Here is a 26,220-nt window from a genome sequence, read left to right on the forward strand (position 1 = left end):
TCTATTTCATCCAAATCAGTTAATCTAAATCAGGAAATTCTATTGTTTGATAATGCACACAATAAATGGATTCATCAAAAATAATATTTGTAGCAATCTGTTTGATAATTTGTTCTTGCAAAAGAATTTCTTTTTCTAAAACTTCATTCCAATAGATTGAGTTTTCTGAAAAATTCTCATAATAATCCAGTACTTCAATCATAGCATTAAACAAAGCCACTAAATACTGGCTTTTGTTTTGATTTGATACCATCAAGAAAAACGCATCCAAAGAAATCACTTCAATGGCCTCTAATTCCTCATAATCATCGGCATATTCATCTACAGAATCATTTGATTGTCGAATTCTCTTTTGATAATCAATTAAATTTTCTTGATCAATATCATGAAACAATTGTTTTTTATCAATTTTTATTTGATAATTTTGTTCAATAGAAGATTGAAAGTTTGGTAATTTTTCATAAAAAGCAAAAATAGCTTTCACTAAACTTTTCCGCTGTTCAAGAGAAGCCTGCTCAATGGCTTGCCTCAATGCAAAACTATGCTGATCAATTACTTTTAAAATATCCATAAACTCACTGTCCCAATATTTACTTTTCAAAACCGAAACCACCTCACAGAAAAAGCAAAGTACTTTTGATCGTTAAAAATACTGCAATCCCAGATACATGCCTCAGTGACTTAGCAACCATTAAAAAGCATCATCTTGATTTTATTTTTGTTTATAGATCAATAAATACGGATCTTATTTTTGCATAGATTCTCTATTTAAAAACAATTCTATCTTTTAGTTGAATATTAACCAACTACATTTGAACTCTATTAAAATCTAGGTACAATAGTCGCCAGTCGAGGGATGCTGCGACTTTTTCACAGGCACATAAATGTGAAATCGCTAGGCTCGACGATTCGGTCAGACTTTCGTGCTGGTCAACAACGGCATCCGCGAACTGAATGATCAATATTTTTTTAATATAAAGGAGATCGTGATGAACTCGGTTAATGCTTCATTTACAGATTATAAAGTTGCAGATATTTCCCTAGCTGACTACGGTCGTAAAGAAATCAAACTAGCTGAAGCAGAAATGCCAGCATTGATGGGCTTACGTAAACGCTATTCAGCAGCAAAACCACTTGCTGGTGCAAAAATTCTTGGTTGTATTCATATGACCATTCAAACTGCTGTTTTAATTGAAACACTGGTTGAATTAGGCGCGGAAGTACGTTGGACTTCATGTAACATCTTCTCAACTCAAGACCATGCAGCAGCAGCAATTGCAGCATCTGGTGTTCCAGTATTCGCCTGGAAAGGTGAAACTGAAGAAGAATACATGTGGTGTCTTGAACAACAAATCAATGTTAATGGCACGCCTTGGGATGCCAACATGATTCTTGATGATGGTGGTGATTTAACTGCTGTTGTTCATGAAAAATACCCTGAACTTATTGCTAAAATCCACGGTATTACAGAAGAAACCACAACAGGTGTTCAACGCTTAAACGAAATGTTTCGTGATGGTACTTTAAAAGTTCCTGCAATTAACGTGAATGATTCGATCACGAAATCTAAAAATGACAATAAATATGGTTGCCGTCATTCATTAAATGACGCAATCAAACGTGGTACAGATATGTTGTTATCTGGTCGCCGTGCGCTTGTGATTGGTTATGGTGATGTTGGTAAAGGTTCTGCTCAATCACTTCGCCAAGAAGGTATGATTGTCCGTGTAACTGAAATTGATCCAATCTGTGCAATGCAAGCATGTATGGACGGTTATGAAGTTGTTTCTCCATATAAAAATGGTGTACAAACAGGTAAAAAAGAAGATATCAATCTAGACCTTCTTCAAAATACTGACTTGATCGTGACGACTACGGGTAACTATCACGTATGTGATTCTGCAATGTTAGATACATTAAAAGCTGGTTCAGTTGTATGTAATATCGGACACTTTGATACTGAAATCGATACAAACTATTTACGTGGTTATAAGTGGGTTGAAGTTAAGCCTCAAGTACACCAAGTGTATCGTACAGAAAATGAAAATGATTATCTGATTCTTCTTTCAGAAGGTCGTTTAGTTAACCTTGGTAATGCAACTGGTCACCCTTCGCGAGTGATGGATGGTTCTTTTGCAAACCAAGTATTAGGTCAAATGCACTTATTCGCAGAAAAATTTGCTGATCTTCCAGAAGATCAAAAAGCAGCACAGATCCGTGTTGAACTGATTCCTAAGAAGTTAGATGAAGAAGTTGCTGCAGCAATGGTTGCTGGTTTTGGTGGTGTATTGACGCAATTGACTCAAGTTCAAGCAGATTACTTGGGCGTTGCAGTTGAAGGTCCATTTAAATCTGAGGCTTATAAGTACTAAGTTTTAATCCCCTCTCCCTAGCTTTCTCCCTAAGGGAGAAGCAATATTCATTTACTGATTAATGAATTAAAAGCTAAGTCCTCTCTTTTTTAAGAAAGGACTTAGGAGAGGCTAAAACAAATTAAAAAAGTATGAATAAAAAAGGATTTAACCATGACCAAACGTGTTCCAATTTCGTTTGAGTTTTTCCCGACCAAAACTGATGCAGGGGCGGAAAAACTTAAGCTTGTTCATCAAGAATTACAGCTTTTAAATCCAGAGTTTTTCTCGATTACTTATGGGGCTGGTGGTTCTACTCGTGAGCGTACACTAGCCGCAATTGCTGACTTTAATGGTAAAGGCACACCTGTTGCCCCTCACCTTTCATGTATTGGTGATGATAAAGTACGTATTGCTGAATTACTCGATATCTATAAGGCTCAAGGAATTGATCGTATTGTTGCGCTTCGAGGTGACTTACCTTCTGGTCAAGTCGGCCTAGGTGAGCTTCCTTATGCGACTGATTTGGTCCGTTTTATTCGTGAATACTCAGGTGATCATTTTAAAATTGAAGTTGCAGCATATCCTGAAATGCACCCACAAGCTGACAACTTTGATGCAGACATCAAGCACTTTGCTGAAAAAGTCAAAGCAGGTGCAAATGCAGCCATCACTCAATTTTTCTTTAATCCAGATGCCTATTTCTATTTTGTAGAGCGTATCCAAAAGCAAGGAATCGATATTCCTGTTGCGCCTGGCATTATGCCAATTACCAATGCAAACAATTTAATCCGCTTTGCAGATGGTACAGGTGCAGAAATTCCACGCTGGATTCGTAAGCAACTGGCGACCTATGGTGATGATTCTGAAAGTATCAAAGCCTTTGGCCATGAAGTTGTAATCAAACTGTGTGAACGCCTTATTGCCGGAGGTGCACCAAGTTTGCATTTCTATAGCATGAATCATACTGAGCCAAACCGCCAATTGGTACTTGATCTCGGTTTAGCTTAAATCAAAATTGCATCATCCACTTGTGAGTAAAACTGCATGCCCCGCTTTTATATTGAAACTGATTTAGCTGTCGAAACTACGGTTGAACTCACTGAAACAGTATTTCATCATTGGGTCAAAGTATTGCGTGCACAAGTCGGTGAAATAGCCACCTTGTTCAATGGACAAGGTGGCGAATATGAAGTGACTTTAACAGAGGTCGCCAAAAAATCGGCCGCTGTTAAAGTCATTTCGTTTAATCCAAACAATCGTACCCCTGCTTTTACAGCGCTTCTCGGACAAGTAATGAGTAAGGGAGATCGTATGGATTATGCGATTCAAAAAGCTGTTGAATTGGGTGTATTTCAAATTCAATTACTGACGTCAGAACGTTGTGAAATGCGATTAAAATATGATCGAGATCAAAAGAAGTTAGATCATTGGCAAGGTATAGCGATTGCAGCTTGTGAACAGTGTGGTATGAATATTGTTCCAGAGATTTTAGCGCCTATCAGCCTAAATGAGTGGATAAAAACTGAATTGCCCGAGACTAGATTTGTCCTTGCACCTGAAAAAGAGCAGACTGATGTACTCAAAGGAATTAGTCCAAATATTGCCCTTTTGATCGGCCCTGAAGGCGGTTTAAATGAAGCTGAAATTGATCAGGCAAACCAATCTGGATTTAAAAATTGGTGCATTGGTGAACGTATTTTAAGAACTGAAACTGCCCCTGTCGTTGCTTTGTCAATTTTGAATTATCAAAGCTTTAAAAAGTGATGTATGTCATGTAAAATAATTGCAAATTGGATGATTTCACAGTATTTTAATCCCAAAGAAACTATTAATTAGCAAATTTTAAATAGTTGCTCCGTTAAACCTACACATTCTAAAAATAGCAGAGGTGCAAGCGCTAATGAATGATGTTCAGGAAGAGCTTCTTTCATATGATGTGAATTCTTCGAACATCAGAAAGATAACCAAAGATATCCGGATATTTTTTATTTGGGTATTTTTTACGTGCATCTGTGACGCTTTACTTTATATTTACTTATTTGATACGTCTTCAGAGCTATTAAGCAGTTGGTTTATTGTCACTGTCTTATTTGTATTATCAGCATGTTTTTTCTCCACCTATCTCTTACAGCAAAATAAAATTCAAAAATTTAAAAATATTGATCTTTTTTTTCAGTTTTCGTGTTTAATTTTAGGAAGTTTATTTGGGATTGGCGTTTATATCATCAATTTAGAATTTATGATGATGCCAAATCGGGTTGACCCATTTTTTTCATTTCTTTTATCCAGTTTTTTATTAAGTTTTTCATATGTTTTGGCAATGAATTTTCTAAACCAAAAATTTAGTTATTTTATTGCCTTATTTGTTCCCTCTGTAATCCCAATACTGACAATCCCCCTGCTTTTCCCTCAAAATACCAACGAAATCTATAGTACCATTTTCATTATTTGGTTTTCTTTACTATTCTTTAGTACTTATGCCTCACATAAAATTTATATTAATGCAGAAATATTAGAACTCAAAAATAAGTTTTTATTTAAGCAATCGCAAGAACAGCTTGGAAAATATACAGACCTTGAAATACAACTTAAAAATGAAATCTTAAAAACACAGGTCATGAAAAGTGAATTGCAACTACATAATCATTTATTAGAACAAAAAGTTAAAGAACGGACTTTTGATTTTAAACAGATGAACGACCGTTTAGAGAATCATCAGGCCAATTTAGCTTTTGCACATGAAACTGCCGGTATTCACTCTTGGGTCTGGAATATTGAAAAACGAACATTTGAGATCTCTGACTCAAAAAGCGGTGCCGAATTTAAACAACTCAATCTAAAACACAATAGTGTAGATGAATATGTTCATCCTGATGATATTGCTAATTATAAAACAACTCTCAAGCACCATCTCAAAGGTTAAACTGAGCGTTTTGAAGCAATCTACCGAGTTAAACGAGATAATCACTGGTGTTGGATTCAAGACATTGGCAAAGTGGTTTCTAAGAATATCAATAACAAACCGCTCAGAATGGTGGGTATCCAACGTGACATTCAAAAAGAAAAGACTGACCAAGAAAAGTTAAAACTCGCAGCAAATGTTTTAGCCCAAGTGGCTGAAGGTGTTTTCATTTTAGATAATAATTTATGCTACTTAGAAGTAAACCCTTATTTTGAAAAACTCTTAGATTACAAACAACACAATATCGTTGGAAATCATCTATTTGATATTACGATCAATAATAACCCACGTACTCAGCAAATGTATAATGTGATTACCCAAAGTTTAATTCAAAAGGGAGAATTTGAATCTGAATTGCAAATTGATTTTACCTCTGGGAAAAAACTCGCACTTTGGGTACATATCAACGCAATTTATGATGAAAAAAATAAATTTTCCAATTATGTGGGCATTATTACTGACTTAACTGATCGAAAAAAACAAGAACAACGACTCTCGTATTTAGAACATTATGACATTCTCACCGATTTGCCAAATCGCTTTTATTTTAAACAACAACTGCATAATTATTTAATTCACTATTCTGATTCATTTAAAAACTTTGCGGTTTTACGCATCAACATCGACCGTTTTAAATTATTTAATGAATTTATGAGTCATAAAGAAGGTGATGAGTTATTAAAACAAGTCGCTCACAGGTTAAGATTATGTTGCCCAAATGCCTCTCTCATTGCCTATTTAAATAATGATGATTTTGCTGTGATCTATAATTTAAGTAGTAATAACATTAATATTCATCAACATACCCAACATATTTTAGATGCATTTAAACAACCTTTTGATGTTAAAGAACAAGAACAAACCATTACGATCTCAATTGGCGTTGCATTATATCCAGAGCATGGTTTACAACTCGATAGTCTCATTGGCCACGCAGAATCAGCATTACATGAAGCAAAGCGTTTAGGTGGAAATACTGTATATTTTTATTCTAATAAAAAAACACCTCTACTCAACCAAGGTATTAATTTAGAAAATGAGTTGAGAAAAGCGATTAAACACAAAGAACTAACCGTACATTATCAACCTAAAATTTGTGTTAAAACCCACCGTATTTATGGTTTCGAAGCATTAGTGCGCTGGCAACATCCAAGTTTGGGTTATATCTTGCCAGATATTTTCATTCCACTTGCTGAAGAAACTAGCCTCATTTCAGATATTGGCTTAATTGTATTACATGAAACTTGTCAACAAATACAGCAATGGCAATCGCTCGGTTTTGATCATTTTAGAGTATCGATTAATATTGTTGCTCAACAAATCTACCGTGGTCAGTTGGTTAAAGATATTGATTACGCCCTCAAAAAATATAACATTTCGGGGGATATGCTTGAATTGGAACTCACTGAATCATCTCTATTTGATAAATCTGAAGAAGTCAATTTTCTCTTACAACAATTAAAAGATCGCCATATTTCTATTTCTTTGGATGATTTTGGGACTGGTTATTCATCTTTAGCATATCTAACCAGTTACCCTTTTGATATTTTAAAAATAGATCGAGCTTTTATTTCAAAAATCGGACAAGAAAAAGATGAAGCCATCGTCAATGCGATTATTGCAATGGGCAATGCAATTGGTATTACCTTGGTGGCTGAAGGTGTTGAAACAAAAGAACAAGCGTTATTTTTAGAAAAACATGGTTGTTACATTTTACAAGGCTTTTATTTTTCTAAAGCATTGTCATCGGCAGACAGCACAAAATATTTGGAACAGCATAAACTTATAAAGATTTGTTAATTTTTTTAGACTTTATATCTATTACTTTGTTTGAAATAACTATTTTTTGACTGTCGGTATCGCTCAACAAATGTTATATTCGATTAAATTAAGTCAAACCACCAGCCTCGCTGGAACATGTAATAATCGAGATTCAGATGGATGATCAATCTTTAAAACAGCAAGCCCTTTACTATCACGAATTTCCAACACCAGGAAAAATTAGCGTTACACCAAGTAAGCAACTCGTCAATCAACATGACCTTGCGCTTGCTTACTCGCCAGGTGTAGCAGCGCCTTGTTTAGAAATTGAAAAAGACCCTTCAAAAGCAGCCCTTTATACTGCTCGTGGTAACTTGGTTGCAGTGGTCAGTAATGGTACAGCCGTTTTAGGTCTAGGTAATATTGGTCCATTAGCATCTAAGCCTGTAATGGAAGGTAAAGGCGTATTATTTAAAAAGTTTGCTGGTGTAGACGTTTTTGATATTGAAATTGCTGAAAATGATCCAGATAAAATTGTTGATATCGTTGCAGCTTTAGAACCTACTTTTGGTGGTATTAACCTCGAAGATATTAAAGCACCAGAATGTTTTTATATTGAGCAAAAACTTCGTGAACGCATGAAGATCCCTGTGTTTCATGATGACCAACACGGTACCTCAATTATTGTAGGCTCAGCTCTTCTCAATGCTTTACAATTAAATGGCAAAAAAATTGATGAAATCAAGATTGTTGCTTCGGGTGCAGGTGCTGCAGCGCTTTCTTGTTTAGACTTGCTGTGTGCAATTGGCGCTAAAAAAGAAAATATCGTGGTTGCTGACTCACGTGGTTTATTGACCACTAAACGTGAAGGCTTGGATGAGTCTAAAAAACGTTATGTACAAGATATTGAAGGAACTCAACTTGCAGATGTCATTGCGGGTGCAGATATGTTCCTTGGTCTTTCTGCGGCAGGTATTTTAACCAAAGAGATGGTTAAAGTGATGGCAGTTGATCCAATCATCTTTGCGCTGGCAAACCCAGATCCAGAGATTTTACCTGAACATGCACATGAAGTACGCCCAGACGTGATTATGGCAACTGGTCGTTCAGATTATCCGAACCAAGTAAACAATGCACTTTGCTTCCCTTATATCTTCCGTGGCGCCTTAGATGTTGGTGCTACGACGATTAATGAAGAAATGAAAATTGCCTGTGTACATGCGATTGCTCGTATGGCACATGTTGAAGCTGATGCTGCATCATATGGGGAAAAATCTGCATCATTTGGTCGTGATTACTTAATTCCGCGTCCTCTTGATCAACGCTTAATTCTTGAAATTGCCCCTGCTGTTGCACAAGCTGCAATGGATTCAGGTGTTGCAAGTCGCCCAATTGCGGATTTCTCTGCTTATCGTCAACGTCTATCTGAATTTGTTTATAATTCAGCATTGATGATGAAACCAATTTTTGCACAAGCGAAAACAGCGCCTAAACGTATTGCATATGCTGAAGGTGAAGATCTTCGTGTATTACGTGCGATCCAAATCGCAGTAGATGAAGGTTTAGCACAACCTATTTTGGTCGGTCGTACTGCAGTCATTGAAGCAAATATCAAAAAATTAGGTTTGCGTCTTGAGCACGGCGTAAATATTACCATCGTGGATCAAGAAAAGAATCCTGATTACGATAAGTTTGCAGATGACTATTACAACTTGATGCAACGTAAAGGTGTAACGCCTGAGTATGCACAACGTGAAACACGTCGTCGTTCTACCCTGATCGCCGCTATGTTGGTTCGTCACGGTCTTGCCGATGGTATGCTATGTGGTACTTATGCAAGTTATGATATTCATTTAGACTTTGTTAGAAATGTGATTGGTTTAAAAGAAGGTCGTAACAACTTCTTTACGCTTAATGCATTAATGCTTGAAGATCGTAATATCTTTATGGCAGACACTTATGTAAATACCAATCCTACTGCTGAACAGCTTGCTGAAATGACTATTTTAGCTGCTGAAGAAGTTCGTCGTTTCGGGATGACGCCAAAAGTTGCATTACTTTCGCACTCTAGCTTTGGTTCAGATCAAAATGATCCAAGTGCACAAAAAATGCGTAAAGTATTTGAAATCTTAACTGAAATCGCACCTGAATTAGAAGTAGATGGCGAAATGCACGCAGATGCTGCACTTGATGAAAATATTCGTCATTTTGCATTTCCAAATTCACGCTTCAAAGGTTCAGCGAATTTGTTGATTATGCCAAATCTTGATGCGGCAAATATTTCATTCAACTTATTAAAATCAACTTCAGGCAACAATGTGACCATTGGTCCTATCTTGCTTGGTGCTGCTAAACCTGTTCATATTTTAACACCTACGGCGACAACACGTCGTTTGGTTAATATGACAGCTTTAACCGTTGCTGAGATTCAACAAGCTGAAGGCTAAGCCTTATTGTCAATTTAACATCAATAGCTCAGAACTTTAGTCAATCACTCAAGTTCTGTACTTGAGAAAACCTCTATTCTGTTGCATGATGGCAGTAAGAATAGAGGTTTTTTCATGCAAGTTTATTTAGTAGGCGGTGCCGTTAGAGATCATTTACTCGGTCACCCCTATCACGAAAAGGATTATGTTGTTGTTGGCGCTACGCCAGAACAACTTCTTGCCCAAGGTTATCAACCCGTTGGGAAAGATTTCCCTGTGTTTTTACATCCTAAAACAAAAGAAGAATACGCCCTCGCCCGTACTGAACGTAAATCGGGACATGGTTATCATGGATTTGAGTTTTATACCGATCCAGATGTCACATTGGAAGAGGATTTAATTCGTCGTGACTTAACCATAAATGCTATGGCGATGGATGAGGCAGGTCAAGTGTATGATCCTTATCATGGTCAAGATGATTTAGCACATAAAATCTTACGCCACGTTTCAGACGCTTTTGCAGAAGATCCTTTACGTGTACTACGTGTGGCTCGTTTTGCTGCTCGTTATGCACAATATGGTTTTCGTATTGCCGATGAAACCCTTACATTGATGCGCAAACTGGTTGAATCTGGCGAATTAGAAGCACTGACACCTGAACGCGTATGGAAAGAAACCTCTCGTGCTTTAATGGAACAGCATGCAGATGTTTACTTTGAAGTCTTACGTGAATGTGGTGCATTAAAAGTGCTCTTTCCTGAAATAGATGCCCTGTTTGGCGTTCCACAACGACCTGAATATCATCCTGAGATTGATTGTGGTATTCATACACTGATGTCTTTACAGCAAGCATGTAAAGCCAATTACTCTTTAGATGTGCGTTTTGCTGTACTAGTACATGATTTAGGTAAAGCTTTAACCCCAAAAGATGAATTACCTCGTCATATCATGCATGAAGAACGCGGGATTCAGCCTGTCACAGATGTATGTGATCGTTTACGAGTGCCTACTCAAACGAAACAGCTTGCTCTAGCAGTATGTAAAGAACACTTAAAATGCCATCAGGCTTTTAGCTTAAAAGCAGGCACTTTATGGCGTTTGTTACAGCGTTTAGATGTGTTGCGTCGCCCTGAACGCGTTGAAGCTTTTGCACAAGCTTGTGAATGTGATGCTAAAGGCCGTTTAGGCTTAGAAAATCGCGAATACCCCCAAGCACATTACCTATTAGATGCAATGAAAACCGTACGGACGATTAAAGCATCGGATTTGCCCTCGGATATTCAAGGTCCTGATATTGGTGAAATGTTAATTCAAAAACGTATTGAAGCGATTGCTCATTTAAAGCATGAGTTAGGTCATCATCATCATACAGTTTAAAAAAATGCCTCTCAGCAATGAGAGGCGTTTTATACATAGTTTTTTCTATTAAATAATATCCAAGCATTCGTTAACCATAGCATTCATAAATACCAGCAGCCTATAGTCCAAAACAACTTTATATCAAGACACATCCGCAGGAAATGTAATCACCCTTTCCAACTTGATTTGGTTCATCACCACCATTAACAAACGATCAACTCCCAAAGCAATACCCGCACATTCCGACATATTCGGTAAAGCAGCGAGCAAATACTCATCGATTGGCATCACATATAAGCCCAGCTTTTCACGCTCTGCATTATCTGCTTGAAAACGACTACGCAAAACCTCAGCATCAATTAACTCATCATAGGCATTGGCAAGTTCTAACCCTTCAATATAGAGCTCAAAACGTGCAGCAACTAACTCACCGTCCTCATCCAGTTTGGTCTTTGCCAACGAGGCCAATTCTGGGGGGAAATCAGTTAAAAATACCGGCGTATCAAAACCTAAACTTGGCTCAACCATATGAGAAAATAACAAATCAATATAGGCTAAACGATCATCACCCAAATCAAGATTGAGCCCCACACGCTGTGCTGCATCTTTTAATTGTTGCAATGTTGCTTGCAGTGGATTCAAGTCCAAACGATCGATAAATGCATGTTTATAACTGAGTACGGTTGGTCGAACTTCACCAAAACGTTCAGCCAAAACCACATTTAATAAATCAGTAACTTCTAGCATCAAATCTTTCAAGCTGAATTGCGGACGATACCATTCCAACATGGTAAATTCACTATTGTGCTTACGCCCATGTTCATCATCTCGAAAAACTTTACAAATTTGATAAATCGCACCACTACCACTCGCCAATAAACGCTTCATGGCAAACTCTGGTGAAGTTTGTAAATAATGCGTTTGTTTTTTGCCATGTACATGACGCTGAGCCTGTACAGAAGCCAGATGGACATCAGTTACACCCGCTTGAGACAAGATCGGAGTTTCAACCTCTAAAACATCACGCTCAATAAAAAATTGGCGAATTTGTCTATAGAGTTTTGCTCGTGCTTTAAGCGCCTGAATATCACATGTTGGTTTAAAATCTATGCTCATGCTTTTGGCCCTCCATGAGCAGCCCATTCACGGCGCAAAGGATAAGTTTTACGAAGGTAATCAAAGGCTTTTTGATCCACCTTGCCGTCCTTTAAGCAATCTCTTAAATTTTCATCATCTCGCTGAATATTGTAAATTTCAGCTAAGTATTTTTTTAACGTTTGTTTAATGTTATTGCCATAAAAATATTGTTCGCATGCTGGTAATTGTGATTCAAATTTCTTATGTGCGGTATAGGCAAATGTTTTACAAAATGCGTCATAAATCATCTGAGTACCACGTGCTTTACCTTCCAGACTGTAACCTGCAATATGTGGCGTCACGATTGTAATTAAATCCAGTAGACGTTGTGAAATCTCAGGCTCATGTTCAAAAACATCCAACACCACTTTACGACGTTTTTTTAAGATATCTGCCATTAATGCTGCTTCTTCAACAACAGCACCACGCGCTGAATTAATTAAAATGGTTTCTGGCTGCATTAGCGCCAATGCATTAGCATTGATTAAATGATGTGTTGCAAACGGCCCTGTTTGGGTTAAAGGCACATGTATGCTGATCGCATCGGCTTTCTTTAATAAAGCGTCAAATTCAACTTGCTGAACATTTTCTCGTTGTACCAAGGGATCATAGCCAATTACATTCCAGCCCAACAACTGAGCCATATATGCTAATCGTGTTCCCACATTGCCTAGACCAATAATGCCTAAAGTAAACTTTTTCCCTAAATCTAGAAAATCCTGATTGAGATGCAATAAAGCTGTAATCACATATTCTGCAACGGCTTGTGCATTGCAACCTGCTGCATTTGACCATGCAATTTGATGCTTTTCTAATGCTGGAATATCTAGATGATCTGTACCTATGGTTGCACTACCGACAAATTTTAGTGCTGTATCTTGGACCAACTGTTCATTGACTTTTGTTATAGAGCGTACCAATAACGCATCTGCATCATTCACATCATGATGAGTCAAATTGCGTCCTGCTGCTTGATGAATGGTTCCGAATTCTGAAAAGAAATATTCAGTAAATGCTAGATTTTCATCTGCAACAATTTTCATAGCGTCATCCACAAGTTTAACTGCCGCTATGATAAACCTTTGAACCATTTAAGACTATGCAGTTCACACATCAAATCTTTTAAATATGGCATAAAAAAACCCGCAAGATGACTTACGGGTTTTTAATTCTGAATATTTGTTTAGAACAAACGATTCATACCATTCAATGTTGCAACACGATAGGCTTCTGCCATTGTTGGATAGTTAAATGTCGTTTCAACAAAATACTTAATGGTATTGTTTCCACTTTGCATCACCGCTTGTCCAATATGGATAATTTCGGCCGCATTATTGCCGAAACAATGCACACCCAATAATTCTAAGGTGTCACGATGGAATAACAGTTTAAGCTCGCCGACTGTATCCCCAGTAATTTGCGCACGTGCCAAATGACGGAATGATGCTTGTCCAACCTCATATGGAATTTTTTCAGCAGTTAACTGGCTTTCAGTTTTACCAAAGAATGAAATTTCAGGAATAGTGTAAATCCCCGTTGGAATATCTTTCACTGGTTTAACATTTTCTTCGCCACTCATATTTGAACCAGCGCAACGACCTTGGTCATATGCTGCAGAAGCAAGTGATGGCCAACCTACAACATCGCCTGCCGCATAGATATTTTCAACTTCGGTTTGATATTGGTCATTTACCGCAAGTTGACCACGGCTATTTGGTGTAATACCTACATTTTCAAGACCTAAACCATCTGTATTTCCTGAGCGACCATTACACCAAAGAATGGCATCAGCTTTAATTTTTTTACCGCTTTGCAAATACAATACTACATGATCATCAAATGTTTCTAAATGATCAATTTGCTCATTGTGACGCATCAACACGCCTTGTTCACGTAAGTGATAAGACAATGCATCAGCAATTTCATCATCAAGATAACTAAGCAGCTGATGCTGTGTATTGATCAAGTCAACTTTATGGTCTAAACCAATAAAGATAGATGCATATTCACAACCAATTACACCCGCACCATAAATAATAATTTTATGAATTGGATAATCTAAATCTAAAATTTTATCTGAATCAAATACACGCGGATGATTAAAGTCTAAACCTTGTGGGTGATAAGGACGGCTACCTGTGGCAACCACAAGCTGTTTGAAAACTAAAGTTTCTTTAACACCATCTTCGCTAAAAATAATCACCGTGTTTTTATCTTGGATATATGCGCGACCGTGAAATACATCGATGTGGTTACGGTCATAAAAACGTGAATGTGTATCAACTTGCTGTTGAATCACTTTATGCGCATTACGTAAAACTTGCTTCATAGTGAATTGTTTCCAATCCCCTACTTTTTTAAACATTGGATCACGTTGGTAACGGATAATACTTGAAACTGTCTGACGTAAAGCCTTACTTGGGATGGTGCCGACATGGGTACAGTTCCCACCAAGTTGCTCACGAATATCTACAATTGCAACACGCTTACCCGATTTAGCAAGCTTCATTGCCGCGCCTTCACCAGCAGGACCAGAGCCAAGTACGACCGCATCGTATTTCACAAATTTCCCACTAACGACTTCTTTCTTACGTGGCATTCAAAGCTCCTTATAGTAAATTCAGTCTATATCTTGTCTTATGCGATATTATGACCTAAACCAAAACAATTTTCTGTATTTCGCATGCATATATTCTGTGATAACGACATTTAGTATATGAATAGTGTTTTTGCCCTATCTTTTTGCATTTCCGCTATAATGAGCATAATCTCCCCCGTAGAAAACAGTGGAAAAGTTGAATATGTCAGAGAACCGTAAACCAGAACAGGGTGTCAAATTACGTGGCGCGGAAAAAGTTGCTCGTATACCTGTAAAAGTTATTCCGACGGTTGAAGCACCACGAAAGCCGGATTGGATTCGTGTCAAAATGGCTGCGCCTGATGAAGTTCAACGAATCAAAACCACTTTACGTGCACAAAAACTACATACTGTGTGTGAAGAGGCGGCTTGTCCTAACCTTCCAGAATGTTTCGGTGGTGGTACTGCAACCTTTATGATCATGGGTGATATTTGTACCCGTCGCTGCCCGTTCTGCGATGTTGCACATGGTCGTCCAAATGCACTTGATCCAGATGAACCTCGTCATATGGCAGAAACCATCGCCAATCTCGGTTTAAAGTATGCAGTGATTACCTCTGTAGACCGTGATGATCTTTTAGATGGTGGTGCGCAACATTTCGTTGATTGTATTCAAGAAGCACGTCAACTCAGTCCAAAAACACTATTAGAAATATTGGTTCCAGATTTCCGTGGTCGTATGGATATTGCACTGCGTATCATGACTGAATGTCCACCAGATGTATTTAACCATAACATTGAAACAGTACCTCGTCTCTACAAAGCGATGCGTCCAGGCTCAGACTATCAACATTCTTTAAACTTGTTAAAAATGTTTAAAGAGTACTGCCCTGACGTGCCAACAAAATGTGGTTTGATGGTAGGTATTGGTGAAACCGAAGAAGAAGTGATTGCCCTGTTAGATGATCTACATGCACACGGTGTTGATTATGTGACAATCGGTCAATACTTGCAGCCTTCTAAAGAACATGCACCAATCGACCGTTTTGTCACACCAGAAGAATTTGAACGTTATACTGCACATGGTCACAAGCTTGGTTTCAGAAATATCTGGGCTGCACCAATGGTTCGTTCTAGCTATTTTGCAGATCGTCAATATTATGGTGAACCTGTCCCAGTGGTACGCCGTAAAGTTGATCCAGCGAAAAAAATTGCGGTACAAGCCATCGAAGCTTAAGTCATTGTTCAAAAAATTTAAGCGTCCAAAAAGCACTCTATATTGAGTGCTTTTTTACAGATATTTTTGATTTTTAACGACACTTCCCTGTAGTTTTACCTTCAACACTACTCATACTGCTTTGTAGTTTCGTCAGTGTGGAACATTGTAAATTTCCTGTAATCATTGATTTATTTAAGCTCAATGTTGATGAAACCTGACCTGCAAGCACATTTCCCTCAACAGAAGAATTAACCAACTTTAATACTTTGGCTGTATTGGCTTGCACATTTCCACTCACTGAAGAGTTGTTTAAAATCAAACTTCCACCATTGAGTACATTCACGTTCCCTTCAACGGATGTACTATTTAACGTACATGTTGCACCTGCTGGAACAGTTAAGTTTGCCACAGCATTATTGCTGATTGTACTTGAACAATTTGCAGCAAATCCAAGTGGAGCTACGCCTAAACCACATGCGATTGTGATGAGCCTTAAGAAACGCTTTTTCATTGACATTATCCTTTTGTATTATGAATTTAGAATAAACTTATTGTTGGATGATTTTAAAATATACAGTCAGAAAGTTTAATGACAAATATGTTGATTTCTTTTAACTGGGAATCATAAATATAAAAATGGATGATACTTTAGCTTATTTGCCTCATTTTACTGTTGTTGCAGATTTCGGTTGAAATAAATCATTGCTGATTTATCGACTTAGCGAATTTGACTGATTTCAAAATCAAAAAGCCACTTAAAATTTGGGAGGTGTCGTTATTTTACTTACTGCTTAAGTTACTTAACATAGCCTGCTGAATTCAACATTAAGCCCTTTCTAGTCAGATCCTCAGAGAGTAATTTAGTACGAAACCAATTGTCGGTCGATTTATAATTTTACAGAAAATACAGATGTTCTAACTCATTCTGAACCTCTGTTTTGAACTGAGCAATCAATTCCTGAGCTCTTGCTTTTCCTATCTATTGGCTAAGTAACTAAATAAGAATTGTGGCTACTCTCTCTAATAACATCTATGCTTTTGATACCATTGATCATATAAGCCTTGTAACTTATGAGGGAAAAGGGATCTCAGGAAGCAAGTGTTTTTGGAAACAAGCCGTAAGGTGTATATAGAAACTACATTTTTCCTGTACTGTCTGCTCGCACAACAGATGTCGCCAAAACCGAACCCTACACAAAATATATTTGGGATATTGATGATTAATATAATTTTACATTTTTTTAACGGCAATGCTTCAACTTGACCTTAACATAGAGATTTTAGTCTTAGTAAAAAACATGATGAAAAAATTAATTTTAGCTGTTTCGGCAACCCTATTTTCTGGGATTTGTTTTGCCCAAAACCCATTAAGCGTACATGTATTAAATCTTGAAAATGGCTTACCTTCAAGCAATGTTAAAGTCATTCTTGAAGCGCAACAAAAAGATAAATGGGTAAAAATTAATGAAGGAAGCACAGACAGTAATGGGCGAATTTTATCATTGTATCCTGAAAATAAAGCATTAGATAAGGGTGTATATAAGGTTACTTTTCAAACAGGCGAGTGGTTTAAACAGAACAACCAACGTGCTTTTTTTCCAGAAGTTCCTGTGGTATTTGTGATTGATGGAAGCCTTGAACATTATCATATTCCACTGCTGATTAGCCCCTATGGATATTCAACATATCGTGGTAATTGATTGATCATATCAAGTTAAATTTTAGGCGTAAAAAAACCGATGTTTTTTTAACATCGGTTTTTCTTGGTACACAACTTAATTAAGCCTTTAACCATTTATCAGCCTTAGCTTGATCTAATACAGTCAACTCAACCGTAGTCAAAGCAACTTCACCACCTTGCAACTCAAATTGTAAAAACTCATCACGGCGGAATGCATAAAGTGTAAATTGACCTTGATGTTTTGCATATTGGCTTAAAAGTTTTTCAGACGCTTTTAAACCATCAATCGCAATGATCACATCATTGGCAGATAAACCCGCTTTTGCGCCAACACCATCACGACGCGCTTGCTGAATGATGACACCCTCAGCTTTTTCAGCAACTTTCAAACCAAATGGAAGTGCTTTTTCATTTTGCAAGCCATAGCTCAAACCAAATTCAGGAAACAATTGATCCAGTGGTAATTCATCTGTGGTATTAATCAAATGATTAATCTGTTCGATCCAATTATCACCCGTCAGTTCATTACACAATTCAACAATCGTACGCTCATTGACTTGTATACCCTTTTGGGTATTTTCATACAAACGGCGCATTAATGCATCCAGACTAGAACCACGTAAACGTAGACCTAAATCTAAACTGAGTGCCACCAAACACCCTTTATTGTAATAACTGGTTCCAGCATTATTTGAGTTTTCATCCTGACGATAAAATTTAATCCAAGCATCAAAACTAGACTCTGAAACAGATTGAATAAAACGTCCTGGATTCTGTAGATAACGATCAATTTGCCCTTTTAGCAACTTTAAATAAGATGCTTGAGAAATCACACCACTGCGATACAGAATCAAATCATCATAATAAGAGGTGAAACCTTCAAAAATCCATAGCAGTGAGGTATAGCCTTCCTGATCCAAGTCATAATTTGCAAAATTTTCAGGACGGATAAATTTAACCAACCACGAGTGAAAATATTCATGGCTACACAACCCAAGGAAGCGTTGATAATCCGCTGAGGGCTCTACAGGTTCATTTGCTTTAGGAAGATCATCACGTGGCGAAATCAGACTGGTACTATTCGGATGCTCTAAACCACCATAACTATTGCCGGTTGCCATGGTCATAAAGGTATAGTTTTCAAAAGGTGCTGAACCAAACATTGAAATTTCTGTACTACAGATTTTTTCAAGATCTTGCTTCATACGCTCTGCATTGATTGTATGCTGACCAGAAATCACAAATTCATGTGGAATCCCATTCGCTTCAAAACTAAAACGAGTTTGTTCTGCCAATTCAAATGGTGCATCAATCAATTGTGCATAATTGTTGGCTTTTAAGGTGTAGCGCCCTTTCACCAAACTTCTTGACTCTAAACCTGTGGCAATTTGAAAATGCTTTAATTCTTCAGGTAAAAATACTTCAACTTCGATTGCTGACTCTTCTTGGTCTTGTAACCCTAGACAGACACAAGCAGGATTGACATATAAACGGGTTTGATCGACATACGCGCCACGTACCGAAAGATCATAGGCGTAAACATCATATTCAACAGTAATCAGTTCATGGTCTGTGTTATATAAACGCCATTTATTTTTTTCAAACTTATTAATTTGCAGCTGACGACCCGCTTCATCATAGGCTTTCACAGATTCGATATGTTTAGAAAATTCACGGATCAAATAGCTACCAGGAATCCATGTAGGAAGTGACAAAACTTGGGTAGGGTTCGCCAGAAAGCGCAATGTGACATGGATGAGGTGCTGACGGTAATCGTCAAATTCAATCTGATAATGCAACATAAATATATATTCGAAAATAGACAGTGAGAAATTACCAATTAGATTAGCATTTTTTTACAAAGTCAGGCGATTTTAGTCGCAATTGTCTACGATTCTGACTAGCGAAGAGTGCAAAAAAGGCATAGCATTCGCAAAGTTTATGCACTCTCGCCATAGGATTGGCTTAAAGGTAAATCTGTTGAAAATTCTTGCTTCTTTTATCGCAATAACGGGCTTGGTTTGCTCCACGTTTGTTAACGCCGCTTTACTTAATATTAATCCGCAATCTGTTGAAGCTGAAGCTTGGACAATATTAGATACGCAATCAGGTCAAACCATTGCTGAATATAATAGTCATGTACAGCGTGCGCCAGCATCCATGACCAAAATGATGGTCGCTTATATTGCGTTGAAAGAACTCAAAGCGGGTCATATCAAAAAAGAAGAGATTATTACTGCAACCCCTGTGGTTCAGATCGTGCAATGGGATGAATCCCAAATGTACCTAAAGCAAGGTGAGCAAATCTCAATCGACCAACTTCTTGCTGGATTGATTGTGATGTCTGCCAATGATGCAGCAGTAACACTGGCAGAACGTATCTCAGGTAGCGTACCTGCATTTGTTGCTCGTATGAATCAAGAAGCACAAGCATTGGGAATGAAGGATACTCATTTTGCCAACCCTCCCGGTATTACCATGCCTGATCATTTTTCGTCAGCTCATGATATGGCGATCTTAGGTCAAGCAGTAACATCACAAACCCCTGAATATATGCATTATTCAGTGATGCCAAGTTTTAGTTATAATCAACATTTTCATCATGCTACCAATCTTGTTTTAAAGTCTGATCCAAGTGTAGATGGTTTAAAAACAGGTTTTACCAAAGCAGCCGGCTATAACTTAGCACTGACAGCGCATCGTCCTTCTGCCATTACAGAGTCTCCTGATCGTCGTTTAATTGTGGTGGTGATGGGTGCAAAAAGTGCAATTAAACGCGCGGAAATTGCACATAAACTGTTAAACTTGGGCTATGCCTATACCCGTGATGAAGTCGCAATTAAAGACAAACAGCTGATTGCTGAGCTTCCTGTAGTTAAATCCACCTTGAAAATGTTTAAGGTTGAAGCAAAAAAACCTCAACTTATAACCACATCGTTATATAACGATGCGACACCAATTGATTTAGCGACTTTTGATGTTGTAAATAGCCGTATTATGAAAACTGAAGCAAATGGTCTATTGGCAACAGTTGAACCGCTTACAACAACTCAAACCCATTTGAATGTTGAACTCAATGAGACATCACTTACCGCACCTTTAGAAAAGATCATGCATTTGGCAAAAGTGAATGTTTATCAAAACAATCAACTGATTCAAAGTTTTGATATTGAAGATGAAGTGCATATCGAACAAGCCTCTTGGTTTGAACGCTTAATGGAATGGATCAAGTCAATTTTTGGAATTTAATTAAAACCAACCAATTTACTTAGATTTATTATATTTATGTAACCTGTAATACAAAAAAAACCTAAACAATTAAATAGAATGGCATATTTATGCCATTCTATTTTCATAACAACAATTTAGGTTTTCTATGTCAAATCTACATCATATCGTGATTGTTGGTGGTGGCGCTGGTGGTTTAGAACTGGTGACTCAACTCGGTGATACGCTTGGAAAGAGTAAAAAAGCCAAAATCACCCTTGTTGACCAAAAACTCACCCATATCTGGAAACCATTGCTGCATGAAATTGCGGCTGGCACCATGAACCCAAGTGATGAAGAAACCAATTATTATGCGCATGCAGCCAAACATCACTATGAATTTGTCTTGGGGCGTTTTGAACATTTAGATCGTGATAACAAAACCATCGAGCTCAGCAAAACCCAAACCAGTAAATATGAATCTAATCAAGAGAAAATCACACTGCATTATGATACCTTAATTCTGGCCGTCGGCTCAGTCTCCAATGACTTTAATACGCCCGGGGTTAAAGAATTTTGCCATTATCTCGACAGTCGCCAACAAGCGGAAGTCTTCCAGCAGGACTTACTGCACTTGTATTTAGATGCTCAAAATAAAAATATTGATCGTGAATTACACATTGCCGTGATTGGTGCAGGCGCAACAGGTGTTGAACTTTCAGCTGAGTTGGTTCAAGCCAAACAGAACTTTTATAAATATGGTTTAAATAAAATTAACCCAAACAATGTCAAAATTACTTTGGTTGAAGGCGCTGATCGTATCTTACCTGCACTTTCTGAAAAAATGGCAGAGCATGCCACACAGCAATTACAACGAATGAAAATAGATGTATTAACGGGCAAACGTGTTGAAAAAGTAGATGCTGAAAAAGTCTATTTTAGTGATGGCACATCTGTAGAAGCACAATTAAAAGTTTGGGCAGCAGGGATAAAAACCCCTAAAGTAATTGCCAATTTAGCAGGCTTTGAAAAAGATCGTATGGGGCGTTTAAACGTATACGCAACCTTACAGACTCAGGCTGATCCAAACATTTTTGCCTTTGGTGATTGCGCCCACTGTATCTTAGATGCAAGAGAAGCACCACTTGGTCCACGTGCACAAGTCGCAAGTCAACAAGCTTCGTTTCTTGTAGATGCAATGAATGCACGTATCAAAGGGCGACCACAGCCAATGTTCCAGTTCGCAGACAAAGGCTCACTGGTATCACTTAGTGAAAATAAAGCGGTCGGTGAGCTACTTGGTCAGGTCAATGTTCAGGGCTTCGTGGCAAAATCGATGTATGTGTCTTTATATCGTATTCATCAAGCGACGATATATGGCTATGCTCATGCAGGCTTGTTAACGGCTAAAGATTTTGTTACACGAAAAATCGCGCCAAAAATAAAATTGCATTGAAATTTAAATTTTTGCCCATATTTATGAAAAAATGGTCAAAATACAGATGAAAATGCAATTTTTTAGTAATTTTAGTCTACAAAAATTGCTTTTCACTTTATGATGTAGCCTTAAAATTATCGATTACCCAATGGATCAATAACATGACTGCTATTGCAAATAACAACGTGGTTTCTTTCCACTATACGCTGACTAACGCTGAGGGTGAAACTCTCGATAAATCACAAGGTGAACCACTTGCATATTTACATGGCGCAGGTAACATCATTCCGGGTTTAGAAAAAGCTTTAGAAGGTAAAACTGTAGGTGACAAATTTACAGTCACTATTCCAGCTGCTGAAGGTTATGGCGAATACAACCCTGACCTCGTTCAAGAAGTTCCTGCTCAAATGTTCCAAGGTGTTGAGAACATTGAAGCTGGTATGCAGTTCCAAGCTCAAACTGATGATGGTGTTCAAATCGTTACTGTTAAAGCAATCGAAGGCGACAACATCATCGTTGATGCTAACTTCCCATTAGCTGGCCAAGATCTTACTTTTGAAGTTGAAATTGCAGAAGTTCGTGATGCATCTCCAGAAGAATTAGAGCACGGTCATGTACACGGTGCAGGTGGTCATCACCACTAAGATCTGATTGATCTGATCGAAAAGGCAAAGTTTTTACTTTGCCTTTTTTATATGTATCCGTTTAAATTGATTAAAATCTAGTGCAATTGAGTCTATTCTGATAAATCCTATGCAAAAACAACTTCTTTGGTTCCGTCAAGACTTGCGTATACAAGATCATACTGCCCTATGGCATGCGGCACAAAGTGGCCCTGTGATTGCACTTGTGATTCTTTCACCTGAACAATGGCAGATGCATGACGATGCACCAATTAAGCTTGATTTCTATTTACGTCAAATTAAAGCCATCCAGCAAGAACTTGCTTCCATTCAAATTCCGCTAATTATTTGCAACATCCCCTTATGGGAAAACATTCCAACCGAGATCAATCAACTGTGCCAAAAACTGGAAATTGAAAATGTACATGCCAATATCGAGTGCGGTGTCAATGAGTTAAATCGAGATTTTCAAGTTCAAACACAACTGAATCAAAGTAAGCGTGATTTGATTTTATATCATGATCGCACGCTGTTCCCTGTGGGTTCAATTCGAAATAAATCCAATCAACCCTATCAAGTTTTTGGCCCATTTAAAAAATATTGCTATGAACAACTGAGTATTTCAATCCCGCAATGCTTCCCTATTCCTGAGATTCAAGCCTTAAATGATACAATAGACGTAGGCAAGTTGAATAACAATAGCCTGCCAACTTTGGCCGAGCTTGGTTTTAAATTCGATCCGAATCAGATCAACAAGCAGTGGCAAATTGGCGAACAATATGCTTTGTATGTCTTGGATGAATTTATTGAAAACAAAGTCCGTCATTATCAACTCGAGCGTGATTTCCCCCAAATTGAAGCTACCAGCCAGCTTTCAGCCTATTTAAATATAGGCATCCTTTCAATTCGACAGTGTTTCAATGCCCTCTTTCGAGCACAATTTGGACATTTTTTTATTGATCATATTGGTCAACAAACATGGCTCGATGAGCTGCTTTGGCGTGAGTTTTATCAGCATATCCTGTTTGATTTCCCTCGTGTGTCAAAGCACTTGCCCTTTAAAATGCCAACACAGCAGCTACAATGGCGCAATGCTCCAAATGATTTAAGCGCTTGGCAAACTGGTCAGACAGGTATTCCTATCGTCGATGCAGGTATGCGCCAGTTACTTTACACAGGCTGGATGCATAATCGGATCCGCATGGTTGTCGCCATGTTTCTCACCAAGAACCTATTGATTGATTGGCGTTTAGGTGAGCAATGGTTTATGCAACACCTTATTGATGGGGATTTGGCTGCCAATAACGGAGGATGGCAATGGTGTGCATCCACAGGAACAGATTCCGTACCTTATTTCCGTATTTTTAACCCTATCAGCCAATCGCAGAAATTTGACGCACAAGGTGATTACATTCGAAAATGGGTTCCAGAACTTGCACATTTAGACGCAAAAACCATTCATGAACCTTATGCAAAAAATCCCAATATAGAGCTCAACTATCCAAAGCCAATTGTGGATTTAAAGCAAAGTCGTATTCGAGCAATTGAAGCTTTTAAGCAGATTTAAAGTCACACTTAAAAGCGTTCTCAATGGTTTGATTAAATCGCTTGCTGATACAATTTAAACGGGTTTTGAGGATGGTTTTTTGGGCGTTCAATCGATTCAAAATAGCAGTAATATTTAAAGATGCGATCCAAAGAAACATAAAGCACTTTTTGTTCTGAAACTGACCAAATTTGTGCGTGATTAGAACCTGATAAGGTACTTCCACTCAATTGGAACAGATAAAAATCTTGTGTACGTTGAACTGGTTTTTGAGTAGCTTGCGTGTCTGAACTTGATGAAACCTGACTGGATGAATTTAATAATCGACATGGTGTATTAATCAGCCATTTTTCACTAAACCATAGTTGCAACAGATCGCCCAAATACAGTTTTTTTTCAGTAAATGGCCAAACATCTAAATAGGCTTGTTCAACTTGGATAAAATATTGTTCAGAATCTTGCAAGATTGAAAGGTAGTTTTCTTGATAAAATAAGAAGTTTTCAAAAATTTGAGAAATAGTAAGCGTATTCATTCGCTGTCTCCTATTTAGCCATTTAGTGCTGGCAAGTTGGTTTTAAATCCACACTGTTTAAGTCAAACTTAAACACTCTTTATGGTTTTAATCTAACAAGACCGTTTCACTATTGCAACTGTAAGAATCAATTTTTTTAATTTATCGATAGATTGCTCAAATAAAAACCATACAGTGTACAAATGAAGAAAAGATGACAGGAAAGGCTTGACCCATAAAGATATATCCTTATAATCGCATTCAGATTCTCCAATAGCTCAGTCGGTAGAGCGACGGACTGTTAATCCGCAGGTCCCTGGTTCGAGCCCAGGTTGGAGAGCCAAATTCTAAAAGCCCACTTTCATAAGTGGGCTTTTTTTATTTCAGAACTCGACACCGGGTGTAACAAATAGACAAGTTTTATGTGCTACTTTCACTTCTAAAAACGACATATAGCCAACCTGTCAAAAAACCCATGCACAAGAATATAAGTTCTCTCAATTCGTATTTTCATTTAAATTATTTACAGAACAACCTTAAAGCCAATCAGCTTAGCCTCACGAATGAACAAATTCTACAACTTGATCAACTTTTTGCACCTGATCAGATACAGGATGAACGTTATCCAAATACAGACTGGACAGGTATCGAAACTGCCTAAAGCAACAATTTCATCTGATTTTATTAAAGAGTACAACGAAATAGACCAAAGCAATGCTTTGGTCTATTTTTTAATTCAGCTTTTAATCAGATGATAGTTAAGCTGGCACACCACTATGAAAACGGAAGGTCTTATCAGGCGTTAAAATCAAATCCTTCTCTACTTCACGAATCAATTCGATACGTTGCTCAATATCCTCTTCTGGATCTTTTAATTTGGCAGTTTTAGCAACATCTAAAGCCAAAGCTAAATAGTCCTCATAGTGACGAGATTCAGATTTCAACAAGTAACGGTAATATCGACCCAGCTCGTCATCCACCAATGGTGCTAAAGCATAAAATCGTTCACAAGAACGTGCTTCAACAAACGCCCCAATCACCAAAATATCAATCAAAGCTTCTGGTTCATAAGTACGAATTTCCTTACGCAAACCACCTGCGTAGCGACCTGCACTCAGACCTTTCCATTCTTGACCACGCTTGCTCATAAACTCTAACACTTGTTCATAATGCAACATTTCTTCACGAACAAGTTGTGCTAATTTGATCTGCAAATCGGTAAAAAAACTGTAACGGAACATCAAGTTCATTGCTGTTCCCGCCGCTTTCTTTTCACAATTCGCATGATCTTGCATGAGCAATGGGAGATTGTTCAATGCCTCATCCAACCATGCCTTTGGCGTTTCACAGCCTAAAAAAGCAATCACAGGTTGCATGAGTTCATCATAATTCATATTCGACATGATCAATATTCAAC

22 protein-coding genes and 1 tRNA gene are annotated in these 26,220 nt (G+C 37.8%); 15 read left to right on the forward strand and 8 right to left on the reverse strand.

What is annotated here, in order from left to right; translation table 11 throughout:
• Positions 1-19 precede the first annotated feature (19 nt).
• Positions 20-571: a hypothetical protein gene (locus tag AC4CUY_RS14435; protein WP_419327189.1), complete on the reverse strand. Its 552-nt coding sequence runs from the start codon at positions 569-571 to the stop codon at positions 20-22.
• A 418-nt stretch (positions 572-989) separates the two neighbouring features.
• Between AC4CUY_RS14435 and ahcY the strand changes: the two genes are divergently transcribed.
• The 7 genes from ahcY to AC4CUY_RS14470 all read left to right on the forward strand — a co-directional run bounded on the left by ahcY (position 990) and on the right by AC4CUY_RS14470 (position 10,880).
• On the forward strand, positions 990-2,372 hold the full coding sequence (gene ahcY / locus AC4CUY_RS14440) for an adenosylhomocysteinase (RefSeq protein WP_490774318.1): 1,383 nt from the start codon (positions 990-992) through the stop codon (positions 2,370-2,372).
• 153 nt (positions 2,373-2,525) lie between these two features.
• On the forward strand, positions 2,526-3,362 hold the full coding sequence (gene metF / locus AC4CUY_RS14445) for a methylenetetrahydrofolate reductase [NAD(P)H] (protein ID WP_336951701.1): 837 nt from the start codon (positions 2,526-2,528) through the stop codon (positions 3,360-3,362).
• A 36-nt stretch (positions 3,363-3,398) separates the two neighbouring features.
• Positions 3,399-4,118, forward strand: coding sequence for a 16S rRNA (uracil(1498)-N(3))-methyltransferase (locus tag AC4CUY_RS14450; protein WP_419820190.1), 720 nt, complete (start codon positions 3,399-3,401; stop codon positions 4,116-4,118).
• Positions 4,119-4,254: 136 nt separating this feature from the next.
• Entirely contained in the window at positions 4,255-5,277 is a 1,023-nt protein-coding gene (locus AC4CUY_RS14455; RefSeq protein WP_490774319.1) for a hypothetical protein, read from the forward strand.
• 72 nt (positions 5,278-5,349) lie between these two features.
• Entirely contained in the window at positions 5,350-7,116 is a 1,767-nt protein-coding gene (locus AC4CUY_RS14460; protein WP_490774320.1) for a sensor domain-containing protein, read from the forward strand.
• Positions 7,117-7,253: 137 nt separating this feature from the next.
• Complete coding sequence (locus AC4CUY_RS14465) at positions 7,254-9,524, forward strand: NADP-dependent malic enzyme (protein ID WP_336951706.1); 2,271 nt, start codon at positions 7,254-7,256, stop codon at positions 9,522-9,524.
• A 114-nt stretch (positions 9,525-9,638) separates the two neighbouring features.
• Complete coding sequence (locus tag AC4CUY_RS14470) at positions 9,639-10,880, forward strand: multifunctional CCA addition/repair protein (RefSeq protein WP_419327185.1); 1,242 nt, start codon at positions 9,639-9,641, stop codon at positions 10,878-10,880.
• A 123-nt stretch (positions 10,881-11,003) separates the two neighbouring features.
• On the opposite strand, the gene epmA is transcribed toward AC4CUY_RS14470, so the two are convergent.
• The 3 genes from epmA to sthA form a co-directional block, all read right to left on the reverse strand.
• Positions 11,004-11,978 carry an EF-P lysine aminoacylase EpmA gene (gene epmA / locus AC4CUY_RS14475; protein WP_490774321.1) on the reverse strand — a complete coding sequence of 325 codons (975 nt, stop codon included), beginning with the start codon at positions 11,976-11,978 and terminating at the stop codon, positions 11,004-11,006.
• Complete coding sequence (locus tag AC4CUY_RS14480) at positions 11,975-13,042, reverse strand: 4-phosphoerythronate dehydrogenase (protein WP_490774322.1); 1,068 nt, start codon at positions 13,040-13,042, stop codon at positions 11,975-11,977. The genes epmA and AC4CUY_RS14480 overlap by 4 nt, the downstream gene beginning before the upstream one ends.
• A 140-nt stretch (positions 13,043-13,182) precedes the next feature.
• Complete coding sequence (gene sthA, locus AC4CUY_RS14485; protein ID WP_004717049.1) at positions 13,183-14,598, reverse strand: Si-specific NAD(P)(+) transhydrogenase; 1,416 nt, start codon at positions 14,596-14,598, stop codon at positions 13,183-13,185.
• Between the two features lie 202 nt (positions 14,599-14,800).
• Here sthA and lipA point away from each other — a divergent pair, with 202 nt between their 5' ends.
• Positions 14,801-15,814 (forward strand): lipoyl synthase, encoded by a 1,014-nt coding sequence (gene lipA / locus AC4CUY_RS14490; RefSeq protein WP_004717052.1) that lies wholly within the window; start codon positions 14,801-14,803, stop codon positions 15,812-15,814.
• Positions 15,815-15,887: 73 nt separating this feature from the next.
• Here lipA and AC4CUY_RS14495 read toward each other — a convergent pair whose 3' ends face one another.
• Entirely contained in the window at positions 15,888-16,307 is a 420-nt protein-coding gene (locus AC4CUY_RS14495) for a hypothetical protein (RefSeq protein WP_490774323.1), read from the reverse strand.
• A 787-nt stretch (positions 16,308-17,094) separates the two neighbouring features.
• Here AC4CUY_RS14495 and uraH point away from each other — a divergent pair.
• Complete coding sequence (gene uraH, locus AC4CUY_RS14500) at positions 17,095-17,496, forward strand: hydroxyisourate hydrolase (protein ID WP_419327183.1); 402 nt, start codon at positions 17,095-17,097, stop codon at positions 17,494-17,496.
• 79 nt (positions 17,497-17,575) lie between these two features.
• Here the strand turns inward: uraH and AC4CUY_RS14505 are convergent, their stop codons facing one another.
• The gene (locus AC4CUY_RS14505; RefSeq protein WP_419820189.1) at positions 17,576-19,279 is read right to left on the reverse strand and encodes a M61 family metallopeptidase; all 1,704 of its coding nucleotides are present in this window, start codon (positions 19,277-19,279) and stop codon (positions 17,576-17,578) included.
• Positions 19,280-19,457: 178 nt separating this feature from the next.
• Here AC4CUY_RS14505 and AC4CUY_RS14510 point away from each other — a divergent pair, with 178 nt between their 5' ends.
• The 4 genes from AC4CUY_RS14510 (at position 19,458) to AC4CUY_RS14525 (ending at position 24,312) form a co-directional block, all read left to right on the forward strand.
• Positions 19,458-20,726: a D-alanyl-D-alanine carboxypeptidase PBP6B gene (locus AC4CUY_RS14510; RefSeq protein WP_419820188.1), complete on the forward strand. Its 1,269-nt coding sequence runs from the start codon at positions 19,458-19,460 to the stop codon at positions 20,724-20,726.
• Between the two features lie 127 nt (positions 20,727-20,853).
• Entirely contained in the window at positions 20,854-22,140 is a 1,287-nt protein-coding gene (locus AC4CUY_RS14515) for an NAD(P)/FAD-dependent oxidoreductase (RefSeq protein ID WP_336951721.1), read from the forward strand.
• A 143-nt stretch (positions 22,141-22,283) separates the two neighbouring features.
• Entirely contained in the window at positions 22,284-22,766 is a 483-nt protein-coding gene (locus AC4CUY_RS14520; RefSeq protein ID WP_004717066.1) for an FKBP-type peptidyl-prolyl cis-trans isomerase, read from the forward strand.
• A 109-nt stretch (positions 22,767-22,875) separates the two neighbouring features.
• Positions 22,876-24,312, forward strand: coding sequence for a cryptochrome/photolyase family protein (locus AC4CUY_RS14525; protein ID WP_490774324.1), 1,437 nt, complete (start codon positions 22,876-22,878; stop codon positions 24,310-24,312).
• A 32-nt stretch (positions 24,313-24,344) separates the two neighbouring features.
• Here AC4CUY_RS14525 and AC4CUY_RS14530 read toward each other — a convergent pair whose 3' ends face one another.
• Positions 24,345-24,824, reverse strand: coding sequence for a hypothetical protein (locus AC4CUY_RS14530; protein ID WP_419327179.1), 480 nt, complete (start codon positions 24,822-24,824; stop codon positions 24,345-24,347).
• A 246-nt stretch (positions 24,825-25,070) separates the two neighbouring features.
• Between AC4CUY_RS14530 and AC4CUY_RS14535 the strand changes: the two genes are divergently transcribed.
• Positions 25,071-25,146, forward strand: a tRNA-Asn gene (locus tag AC4CUY_RS14535).
• Between the two features lie 132 nt (positions 25,147-25,278).
• A complete protein-coding gene (locus AC4CUY_RS14540) occupies positions 25,279-25,464 on the forward strand; it encodes a hypothetical protein (RefSeq protein ID WP_490774325.1) in 186 nt (61 codons plus the stop codon).
• A 97-nt stretch (positions 25,465-25,561) separates the two neighbouring features.
• On the opposite strand, the gene AC4CUY_RS14545 is transcribed toward AC4CUY_RS14540, so the two are convergent.
• On the reverse strand, positions 25,562-26,206 hold the full coding sequence (locus AC4CUY_RS14545) for a MiaE family protein (RefSeq protein WP_336951728.1): 645 nt from the start codon (positions 26,204-26,206) through the stop codon (positions 25,562-25,564).
• Between the last annotated feature and the right edge of the window lie 14 nt (positions 26,207-26,220).

This window comes from Acinetobacter sp. 778_lipA (assembly GCF_058242985.1).